Source organism: Methanocella paludicola SANAE, from assembly GCF_000011005.1.
Lineage (GTDB): Archaea > Halobacteriota > Methanocellia > Methanocellales > Methanocellaceae > Methanocella > Methanocella paludicola.
Genome location: NC_013665.1, coordinates 830,629 through 842,782, shown reverse-complemented (window position 1 = coordinate 842,782; position 12,154 = coordinate 830,629). Strand labels below are relative to the sequence as shown.

The 12,154-nt window shown below is 55.6% G+C and carries 11 protein-coding genes; 5 read left to right on the top strand and 6 right to left on the bottom strand.

Annotation, left to right across the window (positions count from 1 at the left end):
* From MCP_RS04365 to MCP_RS04345, 5 genes are all read left to right on the top strand, one after another.
* Entirely contained in the window at positions 1-1,071 is a 1,071-nt protein-coding gene (locus tag MCP_RS04365; protein ID WP_012899601.1) for a DUF354 domain-containing protein, read from the top strand.
* 4 nt (positions 1,072-1,075) lie between these two features.
* On the top strand, positions 1,076-1,738 hold the full coding sequence (locus MCP_RS04360; protein ID WP_012899600.1) for a WbqC family protein: 663 nt from the start codon (positions 1,076-1,078) through the stop codon (positions 1,736-1,738).
* Positions 1,735-2,364 carry a PIG-L deacetylase family protein gene (locus MCP_RS04355; RefSeq protein WP_012899599.1) on the top strand — a complete coding sequence of 210 codons (630 nt, stop codon included), beginning with the start codon at positions 1,735-1,737 and terminating at the stop codon, positions 2,362-2,364. Before MCP_RS04360 ends, MCP_RS04355 begins: the two co-directional genes overlap by 4 nt.
* 9 nt (positions 2,365-2,373) lie before the next feature.
* Positions 2,374-4,950 (top strand): heparinase II/III domain-containing protein, encoded by a 2,577-nt coding sequence (locus tag MCP_RS04350; protein WP_012899598.1) that lies wholly within the window; start codon positions 2,374-2,376, stop codon positions 4,948-4,950.
* Between the two features lie 145 nt (positions 4,951-5,095).
* On the top strand, positions 5,096-5,542 hold the full coding sequence (locus MCP_RS04345; protein ID WP_012899597.1) for a hypothetical protein: 447 nt from the start codon (positions 5,096-5,098) through the stop codon (positions 5,540-5,542).
* Positions 5,543-5,638: 96 nt separating this feature from the next.
* On the opposite strand, the gene MCP_RS04340 is transcribed toward MCP_RS04345, so the two are convergent.
* The 6 genes from MCP_RS04340 to MCP_RS04315 all read right to left on the bottom strand — a co-directional run bounded on the left by MCP_RS04340 (position 5,639) and on the right by MCP_RS04315 (position 12,147).
* On the bottom strand, positions 5,639-6,004 hold the full coding sequence (locus tag MCP_RS04340) for a roadblock/LC7 domain-containing protein (protein ID WP_012899596.1): 366 nt from the start codon (positions 6,002-6,004) through the stop codon (positions 5,639-5,641).
* Positions 6,005-6,170: 166 nt separating this feature from the next.
* Positions 6,171-7,229: a DUF354 domain-containing protein gene (locus MCP_RS04335; RefSeq protein WP_269446011.1), complete on the bottom strand. Its 1,059-nt coding sequence runs from the start codon at positions 7,227-7,229 to the stop codon at positions 6,171-6,173.
* A gap of 31 nt (positions 7,230-7,260) precedes the next feature.
* Complete coding sequence (locus MCP_RS04330) at positions 7,261-8,505, bottom strand: hypothetical protein (RefSeq protein ID WP_012899594.1); 1,245 nt, start codon at positions 8,503-8,505, stop codon at positions 7,261-7,263.
* Positions 8,506-8,515: 10 nt separating this feature from the next.
* Entirely contained in the window at positions 8,516-10,240 is a 1,725-nt protein-coding gene (locus MCP_RS04325; protein ID WP_012899593.1) for a hypothetical protein, read from the bottom strand.
* Positions 10,241-10,249: 9 nt separating this feature from the next.
* Complete coding sequence (locus MCP_RS04320) at positions 10,250-10,699, bottom strand: hypothetical protein (protein WP_012899592.1); 450 nt, start codon at positions 10,697-10,699, stop codon at positions 10,250-10,252.
* Positions 10,700-10,707: 8 nt separating this feature from the next.
* Positions 10,708-12,147 carry a nucleotide sugar dehydrogenase gene (locus tag MCP_RS04315; protein ID WP_012899591.1) on the bottom strand — a complete coding sequence of 480 codons (1,440 nt, stop codon included), beginning with the start codon at positions 12,145-12,147 and terminating at the stop codon, positions 10,708-10,710.
* Between the last annotated feature and the right edge of the window lie 7 nt (positions 12,148-12,154).

Sequence of the window (12,154 nt, the reverse complement as noted above, 5' to 3'; positions counted from 1 at the left end):
ATGAGGATCGTTGTCGATATTAATCACCCTGCGCATGTGCATTGTTTCAGGAATTTCATCCGCGAGATGGAGGAGAAGGGCCATGAGGTGCTTATTACTGCCACGAAGAAGGACGTGTCCCTGAAGTTGCTGGATAATCTGCGGTATCGTTATGTGAACCTGGGGAGCTATGGCGATTCGCTTATCCAGAAGCTGATCAATTTGCCGGTCATCGATCTGCGGATGTACCGTGCGGTAAGGAAGTTCAATCCGGACCTGTTCATAGGCCTGGGATCGATCCGGGCTGCCCATGTGTCGTACGCACTGCATAAAAAATCGATAATCATCGACGACACGGAGATCAGCAGGGAGCAGATGATGCTCTTTATGCCGTTCGTGGACACCGTGTGCACGCCTTCTAATTTCCGGCTGGACCTGGGCAAAAAGCAGGTCCGCTTTAACGCTTACAAGGAGCTGGCATATCTCCACCCGGACTATTTCAAGCCCGACCCGGGGGTGCTTGATTCACTCGGGATCAAGAAGGGAGAGCGGTTCATACTTGTCCGCTTCATCACCTGGGGAGCGAGCCACGACGTGGGCCACCATGGCATCTCGGACAGGCTGGCGTTCGTTAAGGAGTTAGAGAAGTACGGGAGGGTGCTCATCAGCTCCGAGGGCGAGCTTGGGCCGGAATTCGACCCGTACAGGATCGACCTGCCGCCCGAGAAGTTCCACGACCTGCTCTACTATGCCACGCTGTATATCGGCGAGGGCGGCACGACGGCAACGGAAGCAGCCCTGCTGGGGACGCACTCGATCCTGATCGACACGTCCGCACGAGAGTGCGGGAACTTCTACGACCTGCGCTCCTACGGGTTGTTGTGGTTCACGGGCTTCACGTCGGAGGGCATGTACATCGCAAAGACGCTGTTACATGACGGCCACCTCAAGGAGAAGGGCCGCCAGAAGCTGGCGAAGCTCCTCGGGGAAAAGATCGACCTTAACAAGTTCATCGTATGGTTCGTTGAAAATTATCCGCTAAGCTTCTCTCAAATGAAAGCGGAGCCTGGCATACAGTACAGGGTAGGGTGATACCATGAAAGTCGCCATACATCAGCCTAATTACTTACCGTGGTGGGGTTTTTTCGAGAAGATGTCCAGGGCCGACGTGTTCGTGCTCCTGGATACGGTGCAGTTCTCTAAGGACAGCTTTACGCAGCGCACCAGGATACGGACGAAGGACGGATGGATGTGGCTGACCATCCCGGTCAGGAAGGAGTACCACTTCAAGCCTATTAACGAGGTCCGCCTGCCCGAGGACGGCAAGTGGATGAAGAAACACAAGGCGTCCATCGTCGCGAACTACTCGAAGTGCGAGCACTACGACGAGTGGCTGGTGGACGGTTACTACGGGCAGGAGCCCCGGACTTTGCGGGAATTCAACGAGGCCGGGATCTTTTACCTGAAGAAGAAGCTGGGCATCGCTACGAGGATCGTCCGGGCGAGCGAGCTTGGTATTGCTACGGGCCTTAAGGCCACCGACCTTATCATCGATATAGTAAAGAAGGCCGGCGGAGACACGTACATTTCCGGCTCCGGAGGCGACAAGTACCAGGACGCGTCCAGCTACGAGGCTAACGGCATCAAGCTGGAATATGCCTCGATCCGGCCAGAAGAATATAAGCAGCGGTGGGGCGGCTTCCAGCCGTATATGAGCGCCCTGGACCGGATATTCAACGTCGGCGGGATAAGGCAATGAAAGCCCTGTTCATTTCCCCCCATACCGACGACGTGGAGCTCGGTGCCGGAGGCACGCTCACCAAGCTCATGGAGAAGGGCTGGGAGATCTTGTGGGTCGTGTTCTCGACGGCCGAGTCTTCGCTCCCCGAGGGCACGCCTCCCGACACGCTGCGCAATGAATTCCTGGACGTTGCGAACTCCATAGGCCTGAAGGATAATAACCTTAAGATATTCGACTTCCAGGTCAGGTACCTTTCCTCGCACCGCCAGGAGATCCTGGATGAGATGGTCAAGATGAAAAAGGAGTTCTCCCCGAACCTTGTCGTGGGGCCGTCGCTCGACGACAATCACCAGGATCACGAGGTCGTCGCCAAGGAGACCCTGAGGGCCTTCAAGGACTGCGCCTCCATAATCTGCTATGAGCTGCCCTGGAATCATATCGCGTTCAACACGCAGCTTTTCGTTAAGGTCAAGGAGCGGCATATCTCTAAAAAGATCGAGCTGCTGAAGCGTTATAAGAGCCAGATCGAGCTCGACCGGCCGTATTTCCAGGAGGACTATATCCGGGGCTGGGCGAAGATGCGGGGCGTCCAGGTGAAGTCGGAGTTCGCCGAGGCCTTTGAGGTTGTCCGCTGGATCGTCTAGGGTGTTTTCATGGGAAAGGGTACTGTCTATATTGGCGTGATGGCCGCGGCCGTCGTTGTACTGGCTCTCTTCGGCTTTGTGCTGATGCACCCGGAGACGGTCGTTGATCTCGATAATAATACGGCCGCCGTGAAGGTGCCTTTCCATAATGATACGAATGCTGCGCACCCGTTCCTTCTCTTTCACGATATCAAAGAGACCCCCGGGTATCAGCAGAGCGACAGCGACCCGTGGAAGACGTGGGAGAAGACCGTCCTTAATTCCGCGAACTCTTCGCTGGCCACCGATTTCTCCTCCCGGTGGGATGGAGATTATGTATCGGTCAGGGCTGTGCAGGCAAGCGACCTCGCCCTCGCATACCAGATCACCGGGAATAAGTCTTATGCGGACGGGGCACGGGAAGCGCTGCTGAACATGGACCTCGGCGACGCCCCGGATGCCCAGAAGAACATGTCGCAGCTTCTCGGGTACTGCCTCGCATACGACTGGGTGCAGCCGTATCTTAGCGCCGGCGACGATGCCGCCATACGGGACGGGCTGGCAATGCTCGCCGATAAAGCCTACCTGGGCCTGAACTATAATAACACGCGCCGGAGCCTCATCAAGACGGTGGACTATCACCTGCAGTGGTATCCCATCGTAGGCATCGCCGGCGTTACGCTGAGCGATTATACGGACCCGAATAACCTGTCGCTATCATCGGGGCCTTATGAGTGGCAGCAGGCGGGGACGACTGACCTCTTCGTGAACGACTCGCTGCACAACTACAAAAAATCCCTCGTAAGCTTCCAGTGGGACGGCGAGGGCAATGACCTTCTGGGCTCCTACAAGATGTACTATATCGACGACCTCATGTGGTGGTCCCAGATCTATACCCATTATTATGGCCAGAACTTTTTCAACGTTTATCCTGCCGCCCGTGACATGGTCATGAGCGACGTCCTGCTATCGCTTCCCGATGGATATAGCAATGACTTTGTCACGAACGGCAACGTGCTTTATACGTACCATGCCGCTTTCGGGAACCTGCTGAGCGACAGTGACCGGGAAGTCATGCAGTACTATCTCGGGTCGATCGACGAGGACCTGCTGCCCTATTCCCGTACGCTGGCGTCGCTCGATGCGGCCGGCCCGGGGCTCCTATATTTGACCTATCGGAATTATTCCGGCGTGACGGCCCTGGCGCCCTACAGGGCCAGCCTGTTAAGCCCGAACTCCGCGTACCAGGTACTGCGGGGCAGCTGGAAGAGCGACAGCGAATGGCTGGGCCTGGTCACGTATGATACGAACACGCTATCGAACCGGAACAACGCCCATCACGACCAGCTATCGTTCGAGTATTACGGCCACGGGGACCTCCTGCTGGCCGATGCGGGCGAGAACAGGCTGGCCCTTGATAAGAATTACGGGGCGTTCGAGTCAAGCCACAATACCGTCGCCTTCGAGGATCCCGATAACGCATTTAGCGTTTCGCCCTGGAGTAACAGCACGGCAAGGGGCATTTTCAAGGGCTCCGACGGTGGCCTGGCCACTGCCGCGAACGTCAGCAGCATCATAGAGACCTCCTGGATGGAGGCCGTGGACTCGAACGTTACTGTCTCGAAAGTCGTGAAGGACGGCCAGTATGCCAGCATGTCCCTCTCCTCGAATATCTCCTACGAGCGATGCATCCTGTTCCCCGAGAATGACTATTTCATCGTGATCGACCGGTTGGAAGGTAGCGAGCCCTGGATATACCGGAACGTGTTCCGGCCCTCCAGCCTGAACATCGTGCCCACGTCCGACGAGAACGGGGATAAGGTGTATACTGAGGAGGAGGAGGAGGTGGGCCACGTCGTAGGTAACCTGACCATCGGCAATAATTCCTCTTCATGGCTCTATCAGCCCTACAAAGCCGAGGTTTCGAGCGGTACGGCTACAAGCAGTGTTACGTGGTCGACGACTAATCCCTACGGGAAAGACGTGGAACTGCTGATATATACTGTGCCGTCTTCGGAAGTTATTATAGGGAAATATGTAGGCAGGGTCGGCGGCTATAATGCTCAAAACGAGGTGTACTCGCCCGACGTTATCTTCAGGAGCGAGCCCTGCGAGAGCCTTTATCGTGCGACCGTGCTGCTCTCGAAGTATACCACCGAGCCCCGGAAGATCCCGCGGACACTGGATGTTAAAGGGAATGGGAACGCCATGGCCATCGACTCGCGGGGTTACACCGACTATGTTTATACGGGCAAGGGTAGTTCCTCATTCGAGGCATTTTCGACTGACTCCGACGTACTATTTGCCCGGTACACGGACGGCAGCGTGGGCGAATACACGATGCTGGGCGGCAAATCCGTGAGCTATGATGGCAAGCCTCTGATCGTCTCGAATGATGCCCTGGAGTACTTTACGCTCAAGCAGGAGGAAAAAGGCGTGACGTTCAAGGTTAAGGCCGGCAGGAGCACGCAAATTCGATTATATCCCGCCATGTCGTCGGTAGTCTCCCGGCTAAAGATGGACGGCCGATCGTACAAGTTCGAGTCGACAGGCGACGGAGGGCTGCTGATCGATATAAGCGCCGGCGAGCACACGTTCGAAATTTAACGAAAGAAGGCCATGCCGGCCTTAACTTTTTTCAAACCTTTAACCCACAATATTAATCTAAGATTTTCATGCTTTCACTGTGCAAAAGGTCGAGAACGTACTTGCCGAAGCTCATAGTACCCCATGTATAGAGGAGGGTAATACATTGAGAACAAAAGTTATAGGAATTATAGCTGCCATGGCCGTGGTCCTCATGGCTTTCGGCATCCCGGCGACCGCCAACCTGGTATCGACCTCGTTCGGCTTCCCGGTGATCGTGCAGAGTGGCACGACCAGCGCCTTCAACCAGGACACTGCGTTCGCGACCGACTTCGAGACGGTGGACATTGACTTCGGTATCTTTAACGATGATACCTCGCTCGGCGCCACGGTCGGCGACGTCGCCCTGGATGGCGTCAGCGTTAGCGGCTCGTCCAACGTGCTTCCGTTCGGCCCGGTGAACCTGGCGTTCCCGTCGATCAGCCAGGAGGTATACCAGACCCAGGAGGTCACGCACACTGACTTCGCCCAGACGAGCGAGTTCGCCGAATTCGCATATCCGTTCGTCGGCGTCGGCTCGGTGTCACTGCCAGGCTTCGGCTTCGGCTGGTAAATAAAACCCCCTTACTCGACTACTCTCCCCTTTGGTACAACCCACTCAATTAAAAACTGTTATTTTTTTTTATTTAATCGCAGCTATCCGAATGCTTCACCGATGGGCTGCCAGTCGTAATGCGGCCGTGATACGTTCCTTGTTCTTTCTTATATCGTACCTTATCCGGCCAATGTTGGCACCTTGTTGAGCTACGACCACGAGGATCTCATTTTGGCCGACCGGCAATAGGATGACCGGCCCATTCTCAAGTTCTACGAGCACTTGCTCACAAATACCAATATCAAGATAAACGCCCATTGCCATCGACATGCCAACGCTGGTCGAAGCCATGGCGCTTAAAGCATCCGTATTGACCTTAACGTTAGAACACTGGTCGACGACCAGGCCCTCCCTGCCGACTATTACGGCAGTGTCGACTCCTTCGATCTTTACGATGTCAAATAAGATCCTGTGTAACATAAATACCCCGAATAGTTGCTAACGCTTGCTTATCAAGCGAATTATCGGATATATTTTGTTCCATTAGTGTAAGTACTATTATGTACTGTCACGTGTTCTGTGGTAACGGGTCCTGTGGTGACGGAAAATATGATTAATGTCCGCTGAAAATCAGTTTATTGTATGGTCAGCATTTTAATTTATACTGAAGTGCCGGGTCCTTCTTTAACATATTAATGCTCGCCGGGTAGTTCTCCACGAACCAGACCATAAAGGCCGTAACGTCGATCTTCTCGGCCAGCATCCTGTCCCGCTTCTTTCTCCACATCTCCTTGATCCCGGGCGTCCTGAGGAGCTGGATGGCCTTTTTCATGGCCGCTTCCTGGTCATCATAGCTGTACAGAAGCCCATACTTCTGCCTGAGCTCCCCGATGTACCCGAGCTTTTCCTTAATGGATGACAGGTAGATAGAGGGCGTGCCGAGTATGGCCGCCTCGGTCGCCATCGTGGCGCCTTCCCCGAGGTAAAGAGTCGCATAGTAGAGCAGGTGGTGGAGCTTGTCGGGCGGAATGTTGACCCTGTACTTCTCGAGGTCATCGTCTAGCGGGGTTTCGGAGGTTATGAGGACACGGCCGTATTTTTCCAGCTCCTTTACGTACGCCAGCTTATTCTTGAGGCCGTATTCGCCGATATCGTGCGTTGCCGCCCAGGACACGAAACGAAGAACGATAAAAGGGTCGCCCTCCTTTTGCCCGATATCGTCGAGCACGCTTTTATCCGGAGTAAAATATTTCGGGTGCAGGTAGGCCAGCTCCTTGTAGCCGTCGTATCGCACATGCTTTTTGCCCATGTCGCCCTTAAAGCAGTAGGGAGTCCAGATTGTGTTGACGAAGGGCACGCGCAGGACCATCTGCTGGGAGGCGATCTCGGTGTCCTCGAAGTTGATGCTCTTTTTTCCGAGCGCAAAGGATACGTGCGGCGCCCGGATGGAGCCAAGACCAAGTAAGATGTCCGGATCGAATTTTACCACGGCCCGGTACATCTTATAGTCGATGAGCGGAAGGTTCAGCACTTTTTGGGCCAGCGTGTTCCCGTAGCTTCCGAGCTTTATGAACTCGAGGCCGCTGCGCTCGAGCAGGTCGAGGGACACGTCCTTTTTAGTGGCAGTGATGAGCACCTCGAACCCTTTATCCATCATCCGGCGGATGAAATTTTTATAGTAATGGTAATCCGCGGGATGGTTGATGTCTACTACTAGCCGTATTGGTCTCGCCTCCTCATATCCAGCCCCACTTTTTTATCAAGTATAGAATGAACAGGTCGACGGCCGCGAAGGCGACGATGTAGGCGTAGCCTACGCCGGTAATCCCGAAGTTCGGGAGGAGCAGGTAGGACAGGCCGTCGATCAGTACCAGGATGATGATGTTCAGCAGCAGGATGTAGTTGGTCCGCATTTTCATGTTGAGGATGATGGTGAAGAACACGTAGCCTGCATAGAGGAAGCTCGATAGCGCTATGAGCCTTAGCAGGTCGAAAGCGGCCACGTATTCGCTCCCGAAGAGCCCCAACACCGGCTGCCCGAAGAGGAAGAAGAAGGCCACGACGGCCGTTAAAATGCCGAAAGTAAGCGCTCCCACCTTTTTCAGGCTCTTCTTGAGGCTCTCCCCGTAGACGCCCTCCACGAACAGCGACGTGCTCAGGGCCAGCGGGATCTGGAGCGCGAAATAGCCCACCGTATAGCCCATGTAGTATATGCTGACGTCCGCCTTTGTCGTGAGGTTGAGCACGATAAGGGGCAGGACGGAGAACGTTGCCGCGAAGAGCAGGTTGGACACGTAGTTGACGAACGAGAATTTGTAGGACATTTTTATGAAGCCCGTGTCTATTCCCGGACTTACCTTGAGGAAACGGCCGAGGAAGTACAGTACGACCGCATATGCGGCCAGATAGGCGATGAACGTCGAGCTGAGGATGCCGAAGCACCCCAGGAACACGAAGGGCACTAAGAGCGGTATCCGGAGCGTCAGGAGCAGGTTCTGGATGAAGGAGTACTTCGCATCTCTAAAGGCGATGAATGTCTGTGCGATGACCGCTGCTACGGACAGCGCAATGGTAAATAGCAGGAATACCGTAGCATACAGCGGCTGTCGTATGATGGCGAGGTCGGGCGAGAAGTACTTGACCCCGGCGATATAGGCCAGGCTCCCGAGCGCCGAAAGCAGGATGACCACGAAGAAAGCGGTGTTGAAAATTTTCGACTTATCGTAGCTGTTAAAGAAGCGGATGATCGACGAGTCGAAGCCGAATAGGGCGAAGGAGCCGATGAGCTGGGACGAGGACACGAAGGCCACGGCAAGGCCCACGTCGTCGACAGGGTAGAGCCTGGTAGCGACCATCCAGAACACGAAGCCCGTGAGCACGACAAGCCCGCGGTTAGCGACCAGGTAGAACGAGTTCTTGTACAGGCTATCGCTGAAAAACCGCTTAATGAAGTTGGTGCGCGTCGCCTCGATCGTGCTCATTTCTTTCTCCTCAGTCATAGCCGGTCATGGTCCCCGAGCTATAGACGCTGTTCCTCTCGCCAAGGCTGGCGAACACTGCATCACCGGCGTAATAGTATTCGAGCGCGTTCCACGGCGCAGCCCTCACGTAGCCGTTATCCGACGAATAGAGCTTGACGGGACGCTTTTCCAGCTCGCCGTCCCGGATGAGTATGAGGTCCGTGGTGTTCTCCTTCATGAGCTTCTTCGTGATGACGTTGGCCTCCAGGATGTGCTGGTGCTCCATGTATGGCGATTTTTCGAGGTACCTGACGGCGATGTAGTCGGACATGACGGAGCCTTCGGCCAGGCTGGCGATATGCTCCATGCCGGTGATCTCGGAATCGTTGAGGTAATAAGTATAGAAAGGCCTCTCAACTAGCGGATTATCCGATGCGACGAAGTCATTCGAGATGGAAAGGAAGACCATCAGCACGAAGGCCAGCACGAGCAGGCCGTGGACGACGCTGCTTTTTTTCCGGTATAGCATGCCGAATCCGGCCGCCGCGATGACGGTCATGAACATGAAGGCGTATTCCTCGAACCTGCCGATGCTGACCGTAGACGATAGCGTGTTCAGGAGCATGAGGGGGCCGGGATACGAGAGCGGGATGAGGATGAGGGCCGCCAGGGCGAGTATCTTCAACTTGATGTCGACGTGCTTGTACCGGAGGATCAGCAGCACTCCGGCCAGAATGAACAGGATCCATACGGAGTATTGCGAATAGTTGACCACCTCGCTCAGGGGCGTTTCATAGATAGAGCCGGTCTGGAGCCCCTCGGCGCCCGCGGAGCTCTGCGTCAGGGAGTTGGTGAGGGTCCAGATGATGTTGGTCGCGTTGAGGGCCCAGTAGCAGGCGGTCACGCCCACGAGGACGGCGAGGAAACGGAGCGTTACGATGGGGTCTTTCTTTGTGCGTATGAAGAGCTTCTGGATGGCGTAGATGAGCATCAGGATGCAGATGAGGAAGAGGCTGGACACCGTGTGGTATACGACGATGGGGAGGGTGAGCCCATACGCCAGCCACCTTTTTTTCTTGTCCTCGTGGTCTATGAGCAATACGACGAGGAGGATGAAGAGCACCATGACGATGCTGCGGGGGATGGAGTACATCCCGTAGAAGACGAAGGTCGTGTTGAACGATAGGAAGAGGGCTGCAAGGAGGGCGATGCGTTTGTCGCCCGAGATTTTTCTCGTGAGGAGGTAGATGCAAAATGTAGCCAGGATACTGTAGATGAGCCCGCTGTTGACGAACATTACCTGTGCTATGGAGCCCGTCAGGCCGCCCAGCAGGTAGACGGAGTTGCAGAGTATATACCAGAGCGGGAACGGCTCGTAGACGTTCAGGAAGTCCGTGACGTGCCCGACCTGCAAGAGGTTCTGGGCCCACCAGATGTGGGGCATCGTATCCGTGCGGCCGATGAAGAGGTCGTAGTTGAGCGTGACCCCCCAGATGAGGTTGAGCGAGAACGCCATGATCTGAGCTAATATGGCTATGGGCCGCATGCCTGTGGGCTCGACGTATAGGATCTGGAGAAGGATGACAAGCCCGAGCGTGGCCATCACGGCGTAATAGAATAACGGCCTGACGTCGTAGATGTAGAGGATGACGACGGAAAGGGTGAATACGAGCGTGAAATACGTGAGTAGCAGCAGGTACATGGGCCTGTCGGCGTGCCGTTCGTGTATGATCTTAGATAGGGCCGTCGAGTGCATTGAATGTCCTCATAGCTTCTGGCGGTCGCTTTTCTCGACGAGCAGGCTGTTGTAGAGCAAATAGAGGATGGGCGCGCCTATTAACGGTATGTCCAGGTACAGGCTCAGCAGGAACAGGTTGTACTTTCGCAGCGCCAGCGTGCCCGCCACGGCGCAGACGGCGATCAGGGGCATCGCGTATAACAGCAGATGGCCCAGGCGCTCGAAGCTGATCTTGAACACGTGGTATTTGAGGAACATGAGGCTGCCTATGGCGACGGCCCCGACGAGAAAGGCCACGATCAGGGTGAGCATGGTCGCGTCCATGGGGGACAGCAGCCAGGTTATGAAGTCGTGGTCGCCCGATATCGGCAGGTCTTCGGGTATGTCCTGGGCGAACGCAACGCCTCCCGCCAGCATCAGCGATAATATGGCCCCGGCCGTTGCCAGGGCCATGCTGTAAAAGTGCCGTGTCATCATGAGCCCTTTTAATTGAGGGGGTGCTCGTTCTTGTCTCCGCGGCCGATGCCCTTGTACACGAACCCTTTCGAGATGAACTCGTCCGGGTCCACGACGTTCCTGCCGTCCAGGATGGCGATGGTGTGGGCGTTGCCGACCATCTTCTTCACATGCGGAGCGTGGAGGGCCATGTATTCCTTGTGGCCGGCGAAGATCGCTACTGCGTCCGCTCCCTTGAGGACGGATCCGAGGTCGTGCGAGATGGGCACGTTCGGGTAGTCCAGCACATACGGGTCGTGGACTTCTACTCTGGCCCCGTCTTTCAGCAGGAGGTCCCTGTATACCTCGGAGGGCGTGTTTCTCGCATCGTCGGAGTCGTTGATGAACGCCCAGCCGAGGATGGCTACTTTAGCCTGTACGGGCTTTTTGTTGATCCTTTCGAGGGCCCGAACTGTGAGGTTGTACATGTGCCTGGGCATGAAGTCGTTGATGTTCCTGGCTAATACGAATAGTGAGTCTTTTCCTTCGGGGTAGTCGACGGGACATCCGGTGACTTTTACGCCTCTTTCGAGGTGGTATGTATCCTTTGTCAGGCAGTGCCCGCCTACGCCCGCTCCCGGGTACAGGATCGCACGGGTGATGCCTTCGCCCTTCAGGCTGTCGATGCCTTCCCGGACGTCGTAGACGTTGATGCCCATGGCCTCGCAGTACAGCGCCAGCTCGTTGATGGCCGCTATTTGTAAATCCCTGAAGGTGTTCTCGGAGGTCTTGGTGACTTCCGCTGCCCTTGCGGTCATCGGGATGACCTTGCCCTTAGTGAGCACTGGAGAATAGAGCTCTATGGCCCGTTTCGTGCTTACATCGTCGATGCCTCCCACCACGCGGTCGTGCTCCTGGATGTTCTTCAGGAGGCGCCCGACCATCACACGTTCGGGGGCATGCGCAAGGGCAAAGTCCTTACCGGCACGAAGGCCTGACTCGTCCTCCAGGATCTGGCGGGCCATGCCGTCAGTGGTTCCCGGAGTTATCGTAGATTCCAGGACAACTAATGTACCCTGGCTAAGGTTCTTGCCGACCATGCGCAGCCCTTCGATCAGCGCGCGGAAGTCCGGCTCCAGGTCCTTCGGGTTCTTGAACGGCGTCTGAATGGCGAGAGTGACGGCGTCGAGTTCCGAGATCCTGGAGAAATCGGAAGTGCACTCGAATTTTCCCGCGTTGACTACTTCCCTGAGCATGTCCTCGAGCCCGGGCTCCTCCCCCTTGAGCGGGCACTCGCCGCGGTTAAGCATGTCGATCTTGTAGCCCGAGGTGGGCGAGTTACGCTGAAAGCCATACACCTTTTCGAATTTTTCTGAGTTGGCGAAGAGGACTGCGGCGGGGATGCCCACGTAGCCCATGCCGACGACACCTATTTTGCTAATTTTGCCTTTTGAGTCTATGATCTGTTTGAGTATGTTCTCACCTTCCACGGCTAAG